The sequence below is a fragment of the Bradyrhizobium sp. 41S5 genome, from assembly GCF_011516665.3.
GTDB classification, from domain to species: Bacteria; Pseudomonadota; Alphaproteobacteria; order Rhizobiales; family Xanthobacteraceae; genus Bradyrhizobium; species Bradyrhizobium quebecense.
Genome location: NZ_CP083721.1, coordinates 5440618 through 5463500 on the forward strand (window position 1 = coordinate 5440618; position 22883 = coordinate 5463500).

Genomic DNA, 22883 nt, shown 5'->3' on the forward strand with positions numbered 1-22883 from the left:
ATTCAAGACTGCTTTTGGGGAGGCAGTCTTGGGTGTGATGGACCGTTTGGTATTGAGCGACGCGGCTTGGGAGCGGATGGCGCCGCTGATCATAGGTCGCCCCGACCAGAAGGGCTCCACTGGGCGCGACAATCGGATGTTCGTGGAAGGTGTACTTTGGATTGTTCGCACGGGCTCTCCCTGGCGTGATCTCCCGGAGGCGTTCGGGGATTGGAACAGCGTGTTCCGGCGCTTCAGTCGATGGAGCATCAAGGGCGTCTGGTGGCGGATCTTCGAGGCGATGTCCGATGATCCGGACTTCGAATATCTGATCGTCGATTCCACCATCGTCCGGGCGCATCAGCACGCCGCCGGCGCCAAAAAAGGGGGTCTGAAGATCAGGCGATCGGCCGCTCGCGCGGGGGGCTGAGCACCAAGATACATATGGCCGTTCGTGGCTTGGGATGTCCCGTACGGTTCGCGCTGACCGCAGGCCAGCAGGGCGATGCACCGCAAGCTGCCGCATTGATCGAGGGACTACCTGCCGAGGTCGTCATGGCCGATACGGCCTATGACGCCGATCATTTGCGCCAAGCCATCGCCGCCAAGGGCGCGCTCGCCGTCATCCCCAACAACCCGTCACGCGCACTCAAATACCCGCTGGACAAGCACCTCTATGCCCAGCGTCACCTCGTCGAATGCTGCTTCTCAAAGCTCAAGCAGTTCCGCCGCGTCGCAACCCGCTTCGAAAAGACCGCCCGAAATTATCGCGCCGTCGTCACTCTCGCAGCCATCGTCCTTTGGATGCGGTAAGTGTCCACACGACCTAGGGCTTCGGAGGTTGTAGCGGTGAACCTCGACCAGTGGCGCCAGGTCTGTCTCTTGAATTTCGTCACCAGGATTCTGCGATTGTTGCAGCGCGCTAATACCTTTGCGCCAAGAGGCGACGTGCTTTTGGATCCGTTAGTTAGGACTAGTTCAGAATGGCAATTTGCCGCAGGCATTTGCCGATTTACCTTGTCCGCAGTCGTGCGGATTGGCGGACAGCGACACCCCGGCCAAACATATCGTGCGATAAGGGACCGCCGCTCCAGCCTAGGGAGCGACGGTCCCGCCCAATTGCGGAGCGATCAGCTCACTCGAAACAGGTTGAATTCGGAATAGCAACGCTCACTATCGCGAAAGCAAAATTGAGGCCCGCGTTGACCAATCGAGACGGCACGCTTGACCGACAAACCATCACGGGTTTTTGCGGGATTGAGACTTCCGATGACGGACTGGCATTTATAGTTGATGTTGACGCCGATCATGGCTCGGCAATTTGGACGATTCCCTACAAGCATGCGATCTGGTTGGCCCAAGCGATACTAGAGATATCGCCTGTCGCAGTCGGCAGACAAACCGCCGGCGGCTCTGTGGAAGGGACCAATCTCGTCGGCGAGCGTCTCAACGTCGAGAGAGTTCGCGTGCTTGTGAAGGTCCGCTCCGACCATGCTGCGATCTCCGCTCAGGGCGCCTGGTCATCCGACAAAACACCGGGCACCACAATTCTGATGGTCGACAAGTCGATCGCCGCAGATTTGGTCGAGCAACTCGGAGCGTTCCTGGCCTCGGTCGAAGCTCTATCCCGACCATCGTAGTCGTTCTATCTCACAATTGCGGAAATAGCGCGATCGAAGCGCGATAGCTGCCAGAGCGTATCGCGCCGGCCGCGCCGCCGCTTGCAGCACGTAACGGGCGGACAAGACTGTTGTTCAAGCCGAACGTTCGCACTCCGTAGCTCAATCGCGGCCCGGCCAAACTGGCGCGGCGCTATGGCAGGTCACGATGAGAGGGCACAGTCAAAGCCGTCAGACGCCCGGCCGGAGCGCCGGCGCCAGCCGAAAGCTGGCCGGTCACAGCCCCCTCGGCACAGTCGCGCCGAAGGCACAAGTCGCAGGAGTGGGTAACCAGAAAGGGTCCGCACATAGGTCGAATTCCAGATATAGTACCGCCATCCGCCGGCCGAGGCGACGGTCACAGACGCCCAATGGCGTGGCCGCCAGAAGGATTCGTGTGTGAGCAGGGCCGCCCGATCATGGGATTATGCGCGATCATTGCAGCAGGATCCTTGTTCTCTCATCAAAGCGCGCTTGCGGTCCTCTGGCGTTGAACAAGAATGAGCATGCCCGATGCCGTCACCGATGTCAGCCTGGAAGCTTTGGAGAGCATTGCCTGGCTTGAAACCGCTTGGAAGGAGCTCGAAGCTCGGGCCAATCACTCGTTCTTCTTGTCTTGGCTCTGGATCGGCACTTGGCTACGGCATATTCCGGATGGCACGCAACCGCACGTCCTCGTAGCTCGGTCGTCAGGCAAGATCGTCGGGTTGGCGATCATCTGCCGGCGGAGAGCCTGGACACTTGGGCCGCATGCGCGGGCACGTTGGCTGCTCAATGAATCCGGAAATACCCTCTTTGACCGGTTGTTCATCGAGTGCAATAGCATTCTTGCAGAGCAACCGGAGACCATTATTCCGGCAGGCCTCGACGCTTTGACGTCCCGCTTGCGCCGCGCGGATCAGCTGGTGCTCTCCGGAATTGATGCGGACCTCGAGTTGGCCGCTTGCCGCGCTGCGGGCAAGGCTGGGCTCGTTAGCGAGGTGAAACAGGCTGATACGGCCTTGTGGGTTGATTTCGCCAAGACCCGTCAGCAAAAGAAGGACTACCGCGCCACACTGGGCCGCAGTACCCGCCAGGCCGTGAGCCGCGCCATGAGGTTGTACGCCGAACGAGGCCCCCTTGAATTCCGGATCATGGAAACGACGGCAGAGGCCCTGGCTGCGTTCGATCTGCTGAGCGACTTTCATCGGTCGCGATGGGGGCGCAAAGGCGCTTTCGCCAATCCGGGCTTCCGTCCGTTCCACGAGGACTTGATCGCGCGCGGAGTTCCCACAGGAGCGGTCCGCATCTCACGGACGCTGGTTGGCGATCAGACGGTTGGGGTCGTGTACAATTTCGTGCATGACGGCCGTGTCCTGAACTACCAAAGCGGCTTTCTTTACGAGAGCGATGGCCGCATCAAGCCCGGGCTCGTGAGCCACGTGTTGGCTATTGAGGACAGCATCTCACGCGGGGAAAGCGGCTACGACTTCCTGGCTGGTGGCGCTGGGCACAAGGCCCATCTTGCAAATAGCGAGTATGCGATGAAGTGGATCGCAATTGGCAGAGATGGTCCCGAACGCCACATCGAGGCCAAGCTCCGTGATGCGAAACGGACGCTGCGAACGATCGCTACGAACTTTCCAAAGAAGAAGCTGCGGCTCTTCGGAGCGGCGAATGCAAATTGAGATATTGGCCGCGGCAGCCTTCCGAACCGCCAGGCGCATGGAAAAATCGCAGTCTGCTCGCGGTTCAGGCATCCAGATCCGGCCATAGAGGCTCGTGCAGGCGCACTGGCCGCCGAGTTCGGACCCACGCTGTCGTGGAGGCCGCGATCCCTCAACCTGGTCCGCAGCAGCCTGATGGTCCGGGCGGCGTCTTCGCGACCGGAGATGCCGACTGCTCACATGTTGTCAATGGCCTGGATGTGTACGCCCTTCACTGCCCTTCCGGACGGATCATCCATACTCGCAAATTGCTGGGACCAGAGAAACGCGGTCGGGGTGGAACACGCGATCGAGGGACCGACGGGAACAGTTAGGCAGGCCGTCGGATTCTTGAAAATGCCGTCAAAGATGGTTCTATAGAAGTAGCCTTCTTTCGAAGTCGGCGTTTGCTTCGGAAAGCGCTTACCCGCCTCAGCGAACATCTGATCCGAGACTTTACCCTCGGCATGATTCCTCAAGCACTCAATCCAGCCGTACCCCACTCCGTCCGAAAACTGTTCTTTCTGACGCCACAAGATCTCCTGCGGCAACAGGTCGGTAAAAGCTTCCCGCAATATGCCCTTTTCGATCTTCGCGCCGGGGCACATTTTTTCGGCCGGGTCTATCGACATCGCGTAATCCAGGAACTCCTTATCCAGGAAGGGCACACGGGCTTCGACGCCCCAGGCAGCTGTCGCCTTGTTCGCGCGACAGCAATCGTACCTGCTCAGCGCAAAGAGCTTTCGAACAGTCTCCTCATGGAATTCTTCTGCCGATGGAGCCATATGGAAGTAGAGATAGCCACCGAAGACCTCGTCAGCGCCTTCTCCAGACAGCACCATCTTGATGCCCATTGCCTTGATCTTACGCGCCATGAGATACATCGGCGTGCCAGCACGGATGGTGGTGACATCGAAGGTTTCCAAGTGCCGGATGACATCGGGCAACGCGTCCAACCCCTCCTGCACCGTGAAAACAACTTCATGATGGACCGTGCCGATGTGAGCCGCCACCTTTCGCGCATACTTCATGTCGGGTGAGTTTTCCAAACCCACGGAGAAGGAGTGTAGTCTTGGCCACCAGGCCTCCTCGGTCTCTCCAGACTCGATCCGCTTGAAGCGGTGCCGTGCCGCGAGGGCCGCGATGAGGGAAGAGTCCAGCCCACCAGAAATAAGTACCCCGTAAGGTACGTCGCACATCATTTGCTGTTTGACAGCGGCTTCGAGTGAAGTCCGGAGTTCGTGCAACGACACCTTTTTCGTTGGAAATGCATGCGCCCACTCTGGATCATACCACCGGACAAATTCGTGGGTTTTGCCGCTATAGTAGTGTCCCGGCGGAAACTCCTGAATCGTCTCGCACACCCCGTCGAGAGCTTTCATTTCGCTGGCGACATAAGTTACGCCGTCGCCGCTCCATCCAATATAAAGCGGCACGATGCCGATGTGGTCTCGGGCGACGAGGAAATCACCGGTACGTTCGTCGAAGAGGGCAAACGCAAAAATGCCACTCAGCATTTTGCACAAATCCGGTCCGTACTCGTCGTAGAGATACAGGATGATCTCGCAGTCCGATTTCGTTTTCCAGGCGTGCGGCAGCTTCAGTGCGTCGCGCAAGGCGACATGATTGTAGATCTCTCCGTTCACAGCCAGCGCCCGACCCGCGGTGAGGTCGAGAAGGGGCTGGGCGCCGTGCTCTACGTCGACAATGGAAAGGCGTTCGTGCGCGAGCATCGCGCGTTCGCTGGAATAAATGCCACTCCAGTCCGGGCCACGGTGCCTAACCGTCTTTGCCATCTCCAGTGCCCGGCTGCGCGCCGATTCAAACGACTCTGTAAACTCGAATATGCCAACGAAGCCGCACAAGGTGATCAACCCTTCCGCATGCCGGCTGATCTATCTCACTACAATCAGCGCTAGCCTTGAACTGAAATGCCCAAGAGTGGCATTGAATTCGCTGGCCGAACAGCGCACCATCCGAAGTAACCAAAATGCGTTGAGAGGCAGCCTGGAGGCAGGCGTCGTGTTGCGCCCCTCAGAGCGGCGAGATCGGGCATACGGCGGACGATGCCGACGAACGTCCCGGTGGAGCGAGTGGCCCCGGCGTAGCGCAGAGATTGTTAGCGGCGGATACCTACGCCGTGTCCATGTGTCAGGGGTATCCGAACAGATCCAGTGACCTACGGGATGGTGGCTGAGGCCCCGCCTCGATTGCCCGCAGACGAGCATGCCTGGTCGCTGGGCCGCTGTGCGGCGATGCGCCGCCCCGGATCGCATCACTGGCGATCCGGGCCTTTCCGACCATCCGCATTGGGCCTGCGTGGCGCCCGGTACAGTCCGGCGGCACAAGGACCCGCCCGAGAAAGGCGGCTTCCTACCGTTCCCGCAACGCTTCGTGCCTATATCTCGCCAGCGGCGAAAGCAGGTAGCTGATGATCCTGCGCGTACCCGTCTTGATCTCGACCGTCACTGCCATGCCCGGGCCGAGCTTGACGAGCTTGTCCTCCACTTGCATGTGCGTCCGGTCGAGCGACACGCGCGCGGCATATTCCAGCTCCTGACCCTTCGGCTCGCTGCTGCTCGACGTGGCGCCCGACGGATGGTCATTCGACCCCTGCGTCCGGTCGCGCGTAATGGCATCCGTCGATACGCTGAGCACGTCGCCGTGAAGCAGTCCGTAGCGCGTGAAGTTGAAGGTATCGACCTTAATCTCCGCCGCCTGCCCCGGATGGACAAATCCGATATCGCGGTTGGAGAGCATGGCCTCGATCTCAAGTTGGCTCTCGCTCGGAACCACCACTGCGAGCGCCTGAGCCGGGGTCACCACGCCGCCCACCGTATGGACGGCGAGTTGCTGCACGACCCCGTCGACTGGCGCCGTCAGGCGCTGGAGCTTCGTGCGCCGATCCGCCTTGATCACCTCCTGCGCCGCGCTCGCAGCCTTCTGCTCGGCCTTCGCAAGAGCGTCATAGGTCGCACGGCGATACTCAGCGGAAGCCTTTTCCTTTGTTTCCTTGAGTAACGCGATCGCCGCATCGGCTTCGCGCAGTCGGCTCTTCTGCAGCACAAGATCCTGCTGCATGGCGACCAGCTCCTGATACTCGGTTAGATAAACGACCTTGGAAGCCAGAGCCTTTTCGACGAGGCCCTTGCGGATATCGACCCTCTCCTGCAGCACGGGAATGGTCGCTTCCAGCTTGGCGACGCTCGCCGATGTCGTCTCTCGTTCCGCCTCCTTCTGCCCCTGCTGCCGCTCGATTTCGGAAAGCTTGGCATTTTGCTCGGCGCGCTCGCTAATCAGGAACTGGCGATGCATCTCGATCTCGGCGGCGCTTGCGTTCGGCGGAGCACGGAACGCGGCGAGCGGATCGGCTGCGAGTGCCGCCCGTAATCTCGCTGCGTCGAGTTCGGCCGCAAGCAGATCGCTCTTCTGGCGCTCCTGATCGGCATCTGTCATCGTCGGGTCGAGCTCGATCAAAACGTCCCCGGCCTTCACGCTCTGGCCGTCACGGACCCGGATGGCACGGACGACACCCGTCTCGAACGGCTGGATCAGCTTGGTACGGCCGCCGGGCACGATCTTGCCGGTCGCGGTGGCGACGATATCGACGCTGCCGAGCGTCGCCCACAGCAGCGCGATGCAGAACATCGCGATGATGCTCGCTCCGATCGCACGCCCGATCGGTGACGGCGGCGATTCGGCGATTTCGAGCGCCGCCGGCAGAAATGCAAGCTCGTGCTCCCGGCGCCGGAGTTCGCGTTTCGGAAACGGGACGATGTTGCGGCTAGCGGACGTCATGGATACCGGCCTGCAGGTAATGAAGATTGGCGTAACGGCCGTTGGTCTGGATCAGCTCATCATGGCTGCCGTCCTCGACGATGCGGCCATGCTCGAGCGTGATGATCCGGTCGGCATTACGTACGGTCGATAACCGGTGAGCGATAACGATCACGGTCCGACCGGCGGAAATCCGCCTCATGTTCTGCTGGATCGCGCGCTCACTTTCGTAGTCCAGCGCGCTGGTCGCCTCGTCGAAAATCAGGATGCGCGGGTCGGTGATCAGCGCGCGCGCGATTGCGATACGCTGGCGTTGTCCGCCAGACAGGCTGCTGCCGCGTTCGCCCACGATGGTGTCGTAACCTTCGGGCAGTTCCAGGATGAAGTCGTGCGCGCCGGCCAGCATTGCCGCTTCGATGACACGTTCCATCGACATGGTCGGATCGGTCAGTGCGATGTTGTCCCGGATCGTGCAGTTGAACAGCACGTTTTCCTGCAACACGACGCCGATCTGGCGCCGTAGCCAGCTCAGGTCGACCATTGCGAGGTCGACGCCATCGACCAGCACGCGTCCGCTCTCCGGAACATAGAGACGCTGGATCAGCTTGGTGACAGTGCTCTTGCCCGACCCCGACGAGCCGACGATGCCGATGACCTGGCCCGGCTCGATGCTGAACGACACGTCGTGCAGCACCTCAGGGCCGTCGATGCGATAGCGGAAAGTCGCGTGTTCGAACCTCACCTGGCCGCGGATGGGCGGCAAAGCCGCGCGGGACGGAGTGAAGCTCGGCTCCGGAATGGTGTTCAGGATGTCGCCGAGACGGTCGATCGACAGACGGGCCTGGTGGAAGTCCTGCCAGACCTGTGCAAGCCGCAGCACCGGCGTGCTGACGCGCGCCGCCAGCATGTTGAACGCGACGAGTTCGCCGACGGTCAGCTCCCCACCAATGACCAGCCGCGCGCCGAAGTAAAGGGTCGCGGCGATGACCAGCTTGTTGATCATCTGTACTGCCTGGCTCGCCGTGTTGTTCAGGCTGAGCACGCGGAAGCTGGCGGCGACATAGCCAGCGAGCTGTTCCTCCCAGCGGCGCTGCATCTGCGGCTCGACCGCCATGGCCTTCAAGGTCTCGACGCCGGTGACGCTCTCGACCAGGAAGGCTTGATTCTCGGAGCCGCGATTGAACTTCTCATCGAGGCGCGCGCGGAATAGCGGCGCGGCTCCCGCCGATATGCCGATGTAGAATGGGAAGGACGCGAGCACGATCCAGGTCAACGTCGTCGAGTAGTAGAACATCACCACAAGGAAGACGACCGTGAAAAGAAGGTCGATGACCAGGGTGAGCGCCGAACTCGTCAGGAACTGGCGGATGTTCTCCAGCTCCCGGACGCGTGCCACCGAATCCCCGACGCGGCGTGTCTGGAAATAGGCGATCGGCAGAGCCATGAGATGGCGAAACAGCCTGGCACCGAGCTCGACATCGATACGGTTTGTCGTATGCGCGAACAGATAGACGCGCAGCGTCTCGAGAATGGCTTCGAACACAGTCAGCACGACAAGGCCGATGACCAGAACGTCGAGTGTGCTCATGCTTCGATGCACGAGCACCTTGTCGATGACCACCTGGAAGAACAACGGTGAGACGACGGCGAAGATCTGGAGAAAGAACGAGGCCGCCAGCACCTCGCTCAGCAGGCGGCGATACTTTTGCATGGCGCCGACGAACCAGGCGATATCGAAGCGTCGCGCGAGATCGGTCAGGCTGGCGCGCCGGGCCATTAGAATGAGGCCACCATCCCAGATGGCCTCAAGCTGGGCCTGGGTAAGTGTTTCGGGGCGCGGAGACAGCGGGCGCTGAACGAGAAGCTTGCCGTCGATGAGCTTGCCGAGAATCAGGAAGCTGCCGTCGCGCAGCAGTGCAATTCCCGGCAATGGCGTGACTGCAAGCCTGTCCCAGCTGGTCCTCTGCACCCTTGCCTTGAGCCCGAATTCCTTTGCACAGCGCAGGATTTCAGTAACGCCGAGGCGCGCCGCGCCCACCCGGTGGTGGATTTGGGCGGGGTCGGCAGCAATTCCATGGCAACGCAGCAAGATCGCAAGCGCAATGAGCCCGGATTCGTCGACGTCGTCGGGAGCGGCGCTCGCAGCCGGGGACCCGATATCCGCAGCCTCGTCCGTAACATCATCGGAAGCGGAAAAACGCCGCTGCCTCAGGATGTCGGGCGCCTTCGTTAACAAGGTGTCGCGGGCTTTTGCCAAGCCGTCGCGGATAAACATCAGGAGACCACCGGCGTGGCGCATCAGGCCGGCGCCCAGATCAACTCCTCGAGCCCGGATGTCGGCAACCGCATGAAGTCCGCGATGTGCAAGGCTCTGTGAGCCGGGCGAGATCAAGCCGCCATCCCAGATCGCTTCAAATTCGGCGCGCGTCATCCGCCGCGGATGTGACGAGGTCGGGTGCAGCACAAGCGCCACCTGGTCCTCGATTTTTCCCAGAAGCAAGAATCCGCCGTCACGCAGCGACGCGATTCCGGGCAGCTGGATGCCCGCCAGCCGCGGCCAATCCATTGTCGTCGCGCGCACTTTGACCCCGAATTCGCGCGCGCAACGAAGCATTCCGCGGATGCCTATCCCATCATCTCCGCAGCGATCGCGAAGCTGATCGGGTTCGGTGTTCACGCCATGAAGGCGCAGGAACAGAGCCAGCGCTCGAAACCCTAGATCTGGAGTTGCGTGGGCATTTCCGTTCTGGATCGCCATTTCGTTACTCTACCCTTCGCGGCTACCGCCTGCGTTTGTGGTCCTTTGCATGCACGTGGAATTCCAATGACGCCTATCCGAGGATAGGCGACATACGCGTGCTCGCAGCCAAAACGGCGCAAGCAATCATCAGAGTGTTAAGGCCTCGAACCGCGAGGAGATTTCAGCACGACGGGATATTTGAAATTGCCCCCCCGACAGGCTGAGCAGGTTGGTTAACGAGCAAAAATGGCGAAAAAACTTTCGAATTGTGGATTTATGCACACGCAAGTTGTGCCCGAAAACTGACCTAAACTCAGGCGTTACGCTCACAACGAAGCATCGAATCGGAGTCCTTACGGCGATTGTCCGTCAAACGGCGGCAGCCGGCAATCCTCTGTTACGGATTGGTTTTTCAACCTCCCCCTCGCGGGCCGCTGACCGACCACTTTTGCCGCCCGGCATCCAAAAAGGGCTAACGGTGCCGCACCCGGGCGCAAGGTGCCCGGGTGCGGCAGTACGTTAGTGGTGCGGCTTCGTCAGGAACGCATTCTGCACCCAAGCGGCGCCATTCGAATTGGCTGCCGCGATCTGGCCCCCGTCGACCCGCCCAGAGCTACCCGCCAGATACTGGTTCAGGAGTGCGAAGCTATGGCTTGCTTGCGACCCTTTGGCCGTATCGTAATTCGCCAAAGACGTGGTCTGCGGCGCGGTAGCTGCCAGCGTGCTGCTGCCCGAGCCAAGGTGATGGTGCAGCCCATGGTCCTGGTTTGTCGTGCTCCCTGAGGTTGCGGACGGCCGAGGATCCGTGACGGTGATGGTCTGTGGCGTCGCCGACGTCACAGCCCCCGTCACCGGGTCGGTCGCGCTCGCGGTCAGGGTAAGGGTCGCGACCGGATGGGCATTGCCCCGGTAGTACGATGTCAGCGTCAATCCGCTGGCGACCTGCGCAGAGCTCAGCGTGATGTCGCCTCCCCTGAACGTCGTGCCATCGCCGGTCGTGATCGTCTCATATTTCGGCAGGCCTTTGATGTTGAGGCTGACTTTATCGTTGGGATCGGTCGTGGACAGCGTTGTCCCCAGGTCGACATGACCGCCTCTGCCGGCGACCCATAGCGAGTTGTCCGCGACGGAGAGCACCGGCGTGGTCACCGTCGGCGTCGACGGAGTTGTCGGCGTCGTCGGTGTGGTTGGCTGCGTCGGCATGATGGGCGTGTTCGAGATCTGAAGACCGGAGAACGTCTTCACCGCGCCCGAGAGATTGGCGGCAAGCCCCCCGGAATCCGTGATGCTCACGCCGCTCGCGAGATTGACCCCGGTGATGGCGAGCGCCGAGGTGTTCGTATTGGTCGACGCGACCGTCGTCTGGAAGGTGAGCGTATTTGTCCCGGAGCCACCAACATAGGTGGCGCTGTCACCATCATTGAGCGACAGCGTCGGCTTACCTGTGACGGTCACGGCCTCGCTCAAGGTGAGGGTCAACGTGACGACATCGCCGACATGCTCGGTTCCGGTCCCCGGCGAAGCGGCGACCTGCGTGACCGTCGGCGCGACGTTCGGGGTGGTGGGCGTGGTCGGCTGCGTCGGTGTCGTCGGCTGCGTCGACGTCGCCGCCGTCCCCGTCAACAGCGTCATGTTTCGGTAATCGACGGCAACGGTCTCGGGCGCCGTCGACCGATAGACTCCGTACTCCCAATTGGTGCCCTGCCCATAACCCAAGGGGCCGCTGTAGTTCACGACCTGTGTCCCGTTGATCGAGACCTTCAAATACCCGCCACCGGTGTTCGAAACATCGGCCTGTATTTGAATGTTGTTATACACACCGGTCTGGATTGGATTGGGGTCGGTCCAGAGCGTGAGCATCTGCACATTGCCGGCCCCGTTGCTCGGATCCTGGCCCGGCTGAACATATCTGGCGACAACCTGCAGATGATCGCCGACAAGCTGGATCGCAAACGGCGGCGAGGTGCCCACTCCGCTCGCGTTATCATCATTGTGCATTTGTCCGACGATGAACCAGCCATCTGCGGTATTCACAAATGACCCGTTGGGGCCATTTGCCTCCACCATGAACTGATAATTCAAGTTGAGCGGAGTGCCGCCGGGGATGTTGACCGCGGCTGAAACCTCGGAGCGGTCGACAGATGAGCTGTCGTACCAGGCATGATCACCCTGCTTGACTTCGAAGCGCAGAGTTTGTGGGTCAGGATTGGTCAGGCTGTAGCTCGTGCTCGCATCCTGCACTCCGTAGACGTCGCCACCGATCGAAAACCTCGTCATCGGCGTGGAAGAAAATGATGTGATTGTCCCGGTCGTATCCAATTCAGGCCTCCGTGGGTCGCAGAGATGCTTCTCTTTGACGCTTACAAGGGAATTTACGGCCGCGCATCGCGAAGGCGCGCGACATACCACGCGCTCGCAACGCCTTGCGCTACGAGCGGATTCCGATGCATCGCAGGATCAACTGCGAGCACATTCCGATGCAGTGCGAATCGCCCATCCCCAACTGCTGGGTCGGTTGGTTAATTAGGGAGTATGGCAAAAAAGAGTTACTCAGCATGGCGATAGTTTGAAGCGGCCAACCGGCGGCGCCTGCGGCATGTGCTTGCCGTCGCGCCTGAATTCAGCCTGGTCGCCGCACGGGGAGCAAAAAAAGTTCTCCACTGAAATTGCCAATGAGGCGCTCGCCATCGTGAGCGCTCCCAGATCCGGCTGAATGCAGCCCTTCTTGCACATGGCCGCAAGTAACCAAGCCTGCCGATGCAAAGTGTTTGGCGTCCTGCGCAGCTTGGGATTCTCGTCGGATGAGTAAGCTGTCAATTCCGAAGCTGGTGAAGGCCGAGACGCCGTCGTCGCCGGCGCCGGATATTCAGAAGACGCTCGTTTCCGGCTCCTCATCTCGCCGATATCCCCGGCTACGCAGTTGAACGTGGTGATGCGAGGATCAACGTCGCCGATGCGAAACGGCATCTCCTGAGCCTGGGGTCGCAGGTCGCTCACATTGCCTGTGACGCTCACGCGAAACATGCTTGCAGCGCGTCGTCCACCGCGATCCGATCGGCAAAAAAGCCTTTCAGATCTCGGAATAGCGCTGGCTGCCGCTGCTTGCGATCAGAATGATCGCAACGAGCGGTCCCACTCGCGACGCCCGGCCGTCAGTTCGTAGCGAACATCCGCGACTATCACGCTGCACATGCGACGCGACCGGATTCTGCTGGTTGAACACCACACGTCGCGACGGCGCGTGATGCGCACCTTCCTCGCGAGTAAGTCGAGAGGACATGATGACGCAATCTCCAAGGATTAACCCGCTTGCCCCATTGAGGGTCTCCCGTGGCCACAGCATTGTTCGGAAACAGAAGCTGGCAGGGGCCATGTGCGGGATTTTGGGCTGGGCACTTCGGGGAAAGCACCGGCAAGATTACGAGACCCTTGTCCGCCTCACCAACCTCATGAAGCACAGAGGCCCCGACGGCGCAGGCTACTGGCAAGGCGACACTGCCGGCGGGCACCATCAGGTCAGCCTGGGGCATAGGCGCCTCTCGATCATCGATATCGAGGGCGGAGCCCAGCCGATGTGGAGCGCTGATGGCGCGATCGGGATCGTTTTCAACGGAGAGATCTATAACTACGTTGAGTTGCGCGAGGAACTCATCTCCCGCGGACATGCTTTTCGCACGTCCTCCGATACGGAAGTGCTGATCGAAGCCTACCGGGCTTGGGGACTGGACTCGATCAGGCGGTTCCGTGGCATGTTCGCATTCGGACTATGGGATGCGAGGACCCAACAGCTCGTTCTCGCGCGCGACCCGTTCGGCAAGAAGCCGCTCTTCATAGCCGAGAACTCAGGTCTTTTGTTTGCGTCGGAAATCGAGCCCCTGCTCAAGTTCCCGGGCATGGATACCCGGATCGACCCCCATGCCGTCGGGCACTATCTCCTCAATCGATATGTCCCCGGCCCCAGGACATTCTTTCAAGCCGTGCGTAAGCTTCCCCCGGGCTGCCACCTGGTGTGGCGCGAGGGACGCACAAACCTCACCCGGTATTTCGTCCCACCGTTAGCATCGGCAGAGCCTGACATCACGGACTTTGGCGAAGCAGTCCGGATGTTCAAGGCGACATTCGATGATGCCGTACGGATTCGCATGCGGAGTGACGTCGCGTTTGGCGCCTACTTGTCTGGCGGCATCGATTCGTCCGCGGTTGTAGCCGCTATGGTCCGCCATAGCCCTGAGCGCGTGCGCACGTTCTCGGTTGGCTTTCGTGAAGCCGGCTACTCCGAGCTCGATCACGCCCGCGCCATAGCTCGCCAATTCGACACCAACCACGAGGAGATCGTGCTGGAGCCGCACGACTTCTTGAACAGCTGGCCGACCGCTGTGCTGCGTCGCGGCGCCCCAGCGGCCGAACCGGCCGATATTCCGGTCATGATGCTGTCGCATATGGCGGCGAGCAAGGTGAAAATGGTCCTTACAGGAGAAGGAGCGGACGAACTTTTGGGCGGCTATCCCAAGCATCGAGCCGAGTTGTGGATCGAGCTTTACCAACGACTGGTTCCGCAGGCCATTCATGATCGCATCATATCACCCGCAATGCGTGCACTCCCGTACGATATGCGTCGCGCCAAGGTCCTGTCCAATGCAGCGGGCGAGCGGGATTGGCCGAGCCGGATGCAACTCTGGTTTGGCGGCGTTTCCCTCAACGAGCGGGATCGTATCATCGGACGCCCCCTGCCTGTAACGCCGCCGGATTCCCATCCGTTCTCGATGGCCGTCGGGTCGAATGTCCGGCGAACGCTGTTCTTCGATCAGACGTCGTGGCTACCCGACAACCTCCTTGAACGCGCCGACCGGATGATGATGGCAGGCTCAATTGAGGGCAGGATGCCATTCATGGACACCAGTCTCGCCAAGCTTGTGGCGCGGTTTCCGGACAATTTCCTGGTCGGTCGGAGCGGCGGCAAGTCAGTATTGCGAGCAGCGATGCAGCACACGCTTCCACCGGGGACTCTGACGCGCAAGAAGATCGGATTCCGCGTGCCAATCGAGGAGTGGTTTCGCGGTCCGCATCGCGAATTTATCTCCGATTTGCTCGTTTGCGACGGTGCGCGTGTGGCATCCTTCTGCGACAGGGATGTCTTGAAGCAGTTGGTCAACGAGCATCTCGCCCGCCGTCAGAACCACGAAAAGGTGCTTTGGTCTCTGGCCAACCTGGAACTGTTCTTGCGAGCCTTCAAGCCGTCAAGTCTGGACTCTCTAGCGAAGCATTCCGTTCCGGAACCGATCTGAACGCCCTGCCGCAACCAACCCCCTTCCCTTTCAGCAAACTCCAATCGCACGTCACGTTGCCAGAAATGAGATCGAACGATCAATCGACCATATCGCTCGTGGCCGCGCCTTGCCATGTCGCGCGCGCTCTCTTGTGCGCCACTTTCCGATAGAGGGCGAGATATGCATCGCGCATCGCATCCAGTGAGAATGCCGTCTCAACGCGCCGGCGTCCTGCGGCACCAAAACGGTCAGCGAGTTCAGCATTGTCGAGGAGCTTAAGCACGCGATCGGTCAAAGCGCCGGCGTCATGGCTCGGCACAAGAAATCCGGTCTGCCCCTCCAGAACCAACTCAGACGTGCCTCCGTCGTCGGTTGCCACAACCGGCTTACCCAATGCCATGCATTCGGTTATTGCGTTCGAAATGCCTTCCCCGTGCAAACGGCTATTGGTGGTGAGAACGCCGACAGTGAAGAGATTGACAATGCTCTCTATGTCGTTCCGCCGCCCTAGAAGCTTTACGCGATGCGAATGTTCCGTCGGGATGCTGTCGCGCACCTGCTCCAGCGTATCACCGCTACCGATAGCCAGAAAAGTGACGTCGTCCCTTAGACGGCAGATGCGGCATGCCATCTCGACGAAGGTTTCATAGTCCTTTCTCGGCGTAAAGTTAGCGATCATCCCGATAGTGTGGGGCGTCACAATCCCCAGATTGCTTCGAAGCTCGGTCTTATCCTTCAGGTTGGAGACCCTTTCAGGACTGAACCCGTTGTAGATGCAGAGACCTTTGCGCTCGGGAATACCGTAGGCAGCCAGGCCCGCATGCGAGTTGGCAACGACAACGTCCGAAAACGGGATCGTCAGCTTGCCTCTCAAGTACCCCTCTGTCCACAGCGTCATATGCGCGGGCGCATCCCGCACGAACCCATTTACGAAAGCCGTACCGCACACTTTCGCAACCGGCGCTGCATAGATGGAGCACATCGAGCCCCACGAGTGGATGATGTCTATCTTCAGGTCGGTGACCAGTTCGTACAGGCTCTTGAAAAGGCGCCAATCCTTTCTGCCTTTGCGATTGAGCTGAATGACTTGCGCGTGTTCGCGGTCAATCTCGAGGCGAACCTCGTCCTTGTCCATAACAGCGACGAATGACCTTACGTCACTGTGAGCGGCGAGTCCCTTCAGCAATTCGACGATTTGTCGCTCTTTCCCTCCCGGGCCAAGACGTTCAATAAGGTGCAAGATGTGCATCTCAGCGGCCTTCCCGAGTGAACTGATGCGGTCTACCTCGCAGTGAGTGGTTCAGCGCTACATTCAACGTTGCGACCCCAGTAGCATGTGGGCCGCCGACTGAATGCCACTGATGCGCGCCTCGAATCTGGCTGTCGTATCGAATGGTCCCCCAACGCCGATACGAGGAAGCGCAAAATGATCCGGCTTGAGATCAGACAGTTGCCCATGCCGGGTGGTCACTGCCGTTGAAAAGCCGATCTCCTTTGCAAGGCCCGCTTCCCTGGGGCCGCATGCCTTGGAGTCACCGTAGGGGTAAGCGAAGTGCTGAACGGGACGCTGCAGCAACTGCTCCAGATAGCGGCGGTTATCTGCCATTTCGGCCCGTGCGGACTCAGTATCGAGGCACGATAAGGCAGCATGGGAATCGGTGTGCCCGCCGATTGACGCGAGAGGATGCCGCCCCAGGTCTTGAACCTCCCGCTCATCCAGGAAGTATGCCTCATTCAAGGCCGATAATGAAAGATCTGCCTTTCTGAACGTTGGATCAAGCATTGCGATCCGGCGATAATCTTGATGAATCCACTCAGTTACCTCGTTCAAGCCGGCCATCTTTTCGCGCAGCCGGGGGCAATGAAATCGCCTGTCCATCGCATCGATCGTTACCGTGTCTCCAGAGCGAAACATTTCACGCAAGCCGAGCCACCACGCCTGCAATGTCCGCTTTGGAGCACCGGTGGGAACGTAGATCGTGAAGGGAGCGTTGTATCGCTCGAGGATTGGAAGCGCGGTCGCGACATTGTCCCGGTAGCCGTCGTCAAAGGTAAGCGCCGCATAGCGGCCGCCCCTCCCGGAATCCGACGCCAATCGCTCGAGAGATGTCGCCAGACTCACAATCTCCCAGCCTTCTTGCCGCAGCCAATTGAGCGAATATTCAAAGAGGGCGACTGAAGTCCCGGTCATCAATTCCGAGGGGCCATCCTGCTGGATCTCATGGAACATCAGGATAGCCGCCCGGCCAGCAAGGATCTTGCGGATGGCCGGCATCAGGCCAGACCAACGGGCAATTTCGATTACGCCGTTCGTGAGGAGCTGCTTCACTCTAGCTCCCCGTAAGAACCATGACCGCACGCCTTCGTGGGCCCGACGCGATGATCCCGGCGACGACGTTTTTCCGCGAAGCGCATTGTCGTCATCCACTCCGTAGCAAGCGCCTGCCAACCGTTCTTGCCCTGAAGTTCGACAGGACGTCGGCATATACTCCGACAATTCTTTCCACGGTGAGCTCCTGGTCGTATCTCGCCACTGCCGCCCGCCCCTGAAATTCGCCGTTCAGCGACCAATCAAAGGCCTCTCGAAGGCTGCGCGCAATCGTGCTGGCGTCCGGCGGACATATCCACGTCCCCGCGATGCCATTTAGCTGTTCACGGACGTCGCCGACATTGGTCGACACCACCGGAAGATTGCACGCGAGAGCTTCCTTGATGGAGGTCGGTGACCCCTCATAATCCGAGCTGAGAAGCAGGGCGTTTGCCGCGCTGTAATACCAGGGCATATCCTCGTTCGGCACATTGGTGACCGTCATCAACTGCGCGTCGACGCCCTCCTGCACCAACCGGTCGACTGACGCTCTTGCCAGATCATATCGCTTCTCAGGGCGTGTCGGATCGAACGGAAACAGAACGACGAATTTATCGTTGGGCCATTGCAGCCGCGCTCGCGCTTCGTTGCGGTCGTACGGCTTGAATACGTCGAGGTTGACCCCGCAGGGAATCACGGTCGCGGGAATCCGCTTCCGCATCTCCTCTGACACGACGATAACGGCATCGGCGAAATGCGAGACGAGCCGCGTCGACAGCCTTTCAAGGACATTCCCAAGTACGTCGGTCCCGTGCAGTGTGATGACGAGTGGCGCCTGCAACCGAAACATTGCGGGATAGGCCGAATATCCGTAGTGCGCATGAACGACGTCGTATTTCGTCACGCCGGTCATTCGCATGACATCAAAGCTGCCCTTCAGATAGTTCAGCTTCGACTGGGACCCGACAATATTGATCACGTCGACCGTATGGCCGAACCGACGCAGCTGCTCTACCTGCTGGTACACGAAGGCTCCGGACCCGGGTCGCTCCGGGCTCGGATACATATTGGTGACGCAAAGGATCCTCACGGTTATTCCCTTGAGGCTTCGGCAGTGCCGCCGGCGCCGTTGAGCTTCCGTCGAATTTCCGCAGGGACGCCCGTCACGAGCGTGTTGTCAGGCACGTCCCTCGTCACCACCGCGCCGGCGCCGACGATAGCGCCAATACCGATTCTGACACCTGGCAGGAGGTTGGCTCCGACGCCGATCGCCGCGCCGCGCGCGATAGTGGGCCCGAGCATCGGCGAGCCATCGTAGCCGTTCCGGCCGATCGCGTTGTCGTTCGAAGTGCCGACGCAGCCCGATATGAACACGTCGTCCTCGATCGTCATATTGCCGGCCAGCCAGGTATGATCCTGCACACGAACACGATCGCCAATACGCGTATTGTAATTGACCGTAACGTAACGTCCGACAACCGTCTTCGAGCCGATCCGCGATTGTTCACGGATCGAGGCGCCATCACCGATCAAGGTACCCGCGCCAAGCGAGACGTCGTAGAAAATGACCGCATGCGGTCCGATTGAACAATCGGCACCGATATCGATCCATGCCTCAAAATGCGGAGCCCGCGACAGCGCGCCGGCCCCCTTGGGCACCTTCCCGATATAGGCTCCCGGGAAGATCTCGACGTTGTCCCCTATTCTCGCGCCACTCTCGATCACGACATGCGGGTGAATGACCACGCTGTTGCCGATCGTGACACCTGACCGCACCACGGCGAACTCAGCGATCGTCACGTCCGCACCGATCGCCTCGGTCTCGACCACCGCCCGTGCACTAATTCGGTTCATCGTCACACCTTCCCGCCGTCGGCGTGCATTGCGACGGGCTTCCGCGGCAGTTCCTGGTGGCTTTCGCGCTCCGCAACAGCACGCACAATCGCGGCGACACCGCGCACCTGGTCGCGCGTGAGCTCCGGGAACATGGGAAGTGACAATGATCGAGCGGCCATCGCTTCGCAGCACGGCAAATCGCCCTGCTTGTAGCCGAGATAGGCGAACGCTGGCTGGAGATGCAACGGCACCGGATAGTGGATTCCGCTCGCCACGCCGACCTCGTCGAGCCTCTTGCGCATTGCGTCCCGCTCGTTCGTGGTGATCACGTACAAATGGTAGACATGCGTGGATCCCGTTCGGACGAAAGGCGTCTTGATGCCCGAGTGTCTCAACTCCGCAGTGTACCACTCCGCGGCACGCCGCCGATGGTCGTTCCACTCATCCAGGCGTCGGAGTTTGACTTGGAGGACTGCGGCCTGGAGAGCATCGAGCCGGCTGTTGAACCCGACCTCGGCGTGGTTGTAATGGGTGGTTCGACCGTGGTCGCGCAACCGTTCGATCCGCTCGGCGATCGCTGCACTGCTGGTGGTGACCGCTCCTCCATCGCCATATGCACCCAGGTTCTTCCCCGGATAAAAAGAAAAGCAGGCGACATCGCCGAGCGCCCCGGTTCGGATCCCCTGATACTCCGCTCCATGCGCCTGGGCCGCGTCTTCAATCACGAAGAGGCCGCGCCGTCGTGCGATGTCCTTGATTGGGCCCATGTCAGCCGGCTGGCCAAAGAGGTGGACCGCAACGATCGCCTTGGTGCGGCTTGTCAGGGCCCGCTCGACCATCCTCGGATCGATCGTGTGGGTATCGGGATCGATATCGACGAATACCGGCTGCGCTCCTGCCGCCACGATCGCGGCGGCCGTGGCGATGAAAGTATGGGCGGTTGTAATCACCTCGTCGCCAGGGCCAACACCCAACGCCCGCAGCGCCAGATGAATCGCGTCCGTGCCGCTCGCCACACCGCGCGCATAGGGCACCTGGCAATAGGCGGCAAAATCTCTTTCGAACGAAGCAACTGCCTCGCCGCCGATGAATTGCGTGGATTCGAGAACGCCTCGAATTGCCTCGGCCACCTCATCTTTTAGCGTCGCATATTGTGCCTTGAGATCTACGAACGGAATTTTCATTTTTTCAAACCTCACCAGATTCCATATCCATTGCCCGAGAACCTCATCGAGCACCGTGGCCCCGCAGCACCGCGGGAACCGTTAGGGCAATCAGCTTCAGGTCGGTCCACAAGGTCCAGTTCATCGCATACTCGACGTCCATCTCGAGCATCGCGTCCGGACCCAGGCGACCACGGCCGCGAACCTGACAAAGTCCGGTTATGCCGGGCTTCACGATATGACGTTGATGATGCCAGTCGCGAAAGTACTCGAGTTCATAAGGTATCGCGGGCCGCGGACCGACGATGCTCATTTCGCCGCGCAATACGTTGAAGAGTTGCGGCAGTTCGTCGACACTGGTTCTCCGCAGCACCCGCCCCACGCGCGTCACGCGAGGATCATCTGTCAGCTTGTATGGGGCATCAGGGTCGTTCGAGAGAACCTCCTTCGCCCAAACCCTGCGAATAGCGTCGCGATGGACGTTTTCGTCGGCCTTGTGACGAAGCGTCCGGAACTTGAAGCAATTGAATGGCTTCTCGTCTCGTCCGACCCGGCGCTGGCAAAAGATCGCCGGCCCGGGACTGTCCAGGCGGATCGCGACCCACACCGCTACAAGGAACGGAGCCAGTAAGAGGATCGCGGTGACGCTCACAGCAATGTCAAGCACCCGCTTAACGAATTCCCGCGGGCTCGCCTTCCATCGCAAGGCTTCATCTAACGACAATTTCGGCAGCCCCGGCCGACGCGTTCCGCCGCAGAAACGCCGGTTGATGTGTTCCGTTGCCACGGTGCTCCTGGTTGAGCCGTAGACACTCCGATGCAGCTTCGAGCGCTTCGACGACGCGCAGGCCATGCGCTCCGTTCGCAACGGGCTGCGTCCCGGTCTTGATTGCGTTGACGAAGTCGAGCAACTCAAGCTTCAGCGGCTCGCTGCTGGATATCGCGGGGATATGAACATCGCCATGATGATAGGCCGACTGGAAGTCGGCGTATGAATCGCCGTTGATCCGTGGCCTGAAGCGCTTCTGGTAAACGCGAACCTTCTCGGACGGCTCCACGTCGTCGAACACCAGCATCGCATCGCTGCCGACGACCGTGATCTGGCGCACCTTGACGGGGTCCAACCATGAAACATGCACGTGGGCGGTCGGCCCGCTCTTGAAGCCCAACTTGGCGTAAACGACATCCTCGACATCCGGCAGCACGTGCGCGCAGCCCCAGGCGCCGATGTTGTGCGCGACCTCCTCGAGCAGGAAGAAGATGATCGAGAGGTCATGCGGCGCCAAATCCCACAGGACATTGGCATCGGGCCGGTAGAGACCGAGATTCAGGCGCCGCGAATCGATGTAGTAGAGTTCGCCCAGAGCGCCGCTTCGGATCATCTGGCGCATGACACCCACCGCCGGATGGTACTCGAACGTGTGCCCGACCATCAGCACGCGCTTCCGTTCTTCGGCTATCGCAATCAGTTCGCGGCAATGCGCGCTCGTCATGGACAACGGCTTCTCGACGAGCACGTGCTTTCCGGCCTGGAGCGCTGCCCGCGCCAGCTCAAAGTGCGTCACGGCGGGGGTGGCGATTATCACCCCGTCGACGGACGAGCTATTCAGGACCGCATCGAAATCACGCGAAACGACGACGGAGGGATACTGTGATTTGACATACTCCAGTCTGTCAGACCGCATGTCGGCGGCCATCGACACCCTTGCGCCGATATCGTGGCCAACGCGGATGTGTTTTGCGCCCCAGTACCCGCAACCGATGACGGCGAGCGAGGGACCGGCTTTTGCGGTCTCAATTTCCGCGCCGCCGGTCTTGTTCTGAGTATCAAGTAAGCCAGGAACGAATTTGGAATATAATTGTTTCGACATGTTTGCCACAATCACGCCAGAGGAAAGCAATGGTGAAATATCAGTATCCTCACGAGCACGGTTATCTCGCCATGTTGGCTCCCTAATTGAAGGCCTTAGCGTGCGTCGAATTAGGATAGCCGGTTGGGCGCGCACGCCGCTGTAGAACACGGATTATGACTCACGCCCATCGGGGGTACCCCCGCCCCTGCGTGGGAATCGCACGCAGCGCAATAGCCGGACTTGGTGCGTCCAAGAGCTGGGCACCATGTTGGAATCAATCACTTTTTTTACTTGCAGTCCCGGTCGGCACGCTCGGACGGACGCGGTCGTCTCAGCATCACGCCCCTGCGAATGCCTCGTGTCGGCAATTCGTTTGCGGCGACCCGACGCGTCGCATGGTGCCCGACGCAGCGCTCTCGCCGAATGTTAGTGCCGCCAATCTAGAGCTTAAGCCGGCCGCGGGATTCACAAATCCCTGACTGCGAGAGGCCCAACCTGATCTCGATAAGCCGGCCGTAGCGCATACCGCAGATTAGTTAGGCCGGGACCACCATTGCGCATCCGGCCTACGGTGGAAAATTCGACGTCGTTCGTATAGGCTTCCTCAAAAGAGGCGC

15 protein-coding genes and 1 pseudogene are annotated in these 22883 nt (G+C 60.2%); 4 read left to right on the forward strand and 12 right to left on the reverse strand.

Features of this window, described 5'->3' with window-relative positions:
• Positions 1-76: 76 nt before the first annotated feature.
• The 3 genes and pseudogenes from HAP47_RS26520 to HAP47_RS26530 all read left to right on the forward strand — a co-directional run bounded on the left by HAP47_RS26520 (position 77) and on the right by HAP47_RS26530 (position 3304).
• A pseudogene (locus tag HAP47_RS26520) lies at positions 77-792 on the forward strand (IS5 family transposase).
• A gap of 389 nt (positions 793-1181) precedes the next feature.
• Complete coding sequence (locus HAP47_RS26525) at positions 1182-1619, forward strand: hypothetical protein (RefSeq protein ID WP_173642082.1); 438 nt, start codon at positions 1182-1184, stop codon at positions 1617-1619.
• A 524-nt stretch (positions 1620-2143) separates the two neighbouring features.
• Positions 2144-3304 (forward strand): GNAT family N-acetyltransferase, encoded by a 1161-nt coding sequence (locus tag HAP47_RS26530; RefSeq protein WP_231168398.1) that lies wholly within the window; start codon positions 2144-2146, stop codon positions 3302-3304.
• 215 nt (positions 3305-3519) lie between these two features.
• On the opposite strand, the gene asnB (HAP47_RS26535) is transcribed toward HAP47_RS26530, so the two are convergent.
• From asnB (HAP47_RS26535) to HAP47_RS26555, 5 genes are all read right to left on the reverse strand, one after another.
• Positions 3520-5196 (reverse strand): asparagine synthase B, encoded by a 1677-nt coding sequence (gene asnB / locus HAP47_RS26535; protein ID WP_210285352.1) that lies wholly within the window; start codon positions 5194-5196, stop codon positions 3520-3522.
• Between the two features lie 499 nt (positions 5197-5695).
• Positions 5696-7120: an HlyD family type I secretion periplasmic adaptor subunit gene (locus HAP47_RS26540; protein WP_173642081.1), complete on the reverse strand. Its 1425-nt coding sequence runs from the start codon at positions 7118-7120 to the stop codon at positions 5696-5698.
• A complete protein-coding gene (locus HAP47_RS26545) occupies positions 7107-9857 on the reverse strand; it encodes a type I secretion system permease/ATPase (protein ID WP_173642080.1) in 2751 nt (916 codons plus the stop codon). Before HAP47_RS26545 ends, HAP47_RS26540 begins: the two co-directional genes overlap by 14 nt.
• 501 nt (positions 9858-10358) lie before the next feature.
• Complete coding sequence (locus tag HAP47_RS26550) at positions 10359-12158, reverse strand: heparin lyase I family protein (RefSeq protein WP_173642079.1); 1800 nt, start codon at positions 12156-12158, stop codon at positions 10359-10361.
• Positions 12159-12389: 231 nt separating this feature from the next.
• Entirely contained in the window at positions 12390-12806 is a 417-nt protein-coding gene (locus HAP47_RS26555; protein ID WP_173642078.1) for a hypothetical protein, read from the reverse strand.
• A gap of 311 nt (positions 12807-13117) precedes the next feature.
• Between HAP47_RS26555 and asnB (HAP47_RS26560) the strand changes: the two genes are divergently transcribed.
• Positions 13118-15124: an asparagine synthase (glutamine-hydrolyzing) gene (asnB, locus tag HAP47_RS26560; protein WP_231168400.1), complete on the forward strand. Its 2007-nt coding sequence runs from the start codon at positions 13118-13120 to the stop codon at positions 15122-15124.
• A gap of 79 nt (positions 15125-15203) precedes the next feature.
• Here the strand turns inward: asnB (HAP47_RS26560) and HAP47_RS26565 are convergent, their stop codons facing one another.
• From HAP47_RS26565 to HAP47_RS26600, 7 genes are all read right to left on the reverse strand, one after another.
• Positions 15204-16355: a glycosyltransferase gene (locus HAP47_RS26565; protein WP_173642077.1), complete on the reverse strand. Its 1152-nt coding sequence runs from the start codon at positions 16353-16355 to the stop codon at positions 15204-15206.
• Positions 16356-16418: 63 nt separating this feature from the next.
• Positions 16419-17435, reverse strand: coding sequence for a polysaccharide deacetylase family protein (locus tag HAP47_RS26570; RefSeq protein ID WP_231168401.1), 1017 nt, complete (start codon positions 17433-17435; stop codon positions 16419-16421).
• 91 nt (positions 17436-17526) lie between these two features.
• Positions 17527-18480 carry a glycosyltransferase gene (locus HAP47_RS26575; protein WP_231169003.1) on the reverse strand — a complete coding sequence of 318 codons (954 nt, stop codon included), beginning with the start codon at positions 18478-18480 and terminating at the stop codon, positions 17527-17529.
• Positions 18481-18506: 26 nt separating this feature from the next.
• A complete protein-coding gene (locus HAP47_RS41475; RefSeq protein ID WP_210285351.1) occupies positions 18507-19244 on the reverse strand; it encodes an acyltransferase in 738 nt (245 codons plus the stop codon).
• Between the two features lie 26 nt (positions 19245-19270).
• Entirely contained in the window at positions 19271-20434 is a 1164-nt protein-coding gene (locus HAP47_RS26590; protein WP_173643100.1) for a DegT/DnrJ/EryC1/StrS family aminotransferase, read from the reverse strand.
• 43 nt (positions 20435-20477) lie between these two features.
• Positions 20478-21200, reverse strand: a complete 723-nt coding sequence (locus HAP47_RS26595) for a sugar transferase (RefSeq protein WP_231168402.1) — start codon at positions 21198-21200, stop codon at positions 20478-20480.
• On the reverse strand, positions 21124-22284 hold the full coding sequence (locus tag HAP47_RS26600) for a Gfo/Idh/MocA family protein (protein ID WP_173642074.1): 1161 nt from the start codon (positions 22282-22284) through the stop codon (positions 21124-21126). The genes HAP47_RS26595 and HAP47_RS26600 overlap by 77 nt, the downstream gene beginning before the upstream one ends.
• Positions 22285-22883 lie beyond the last annotated feature (599 nt).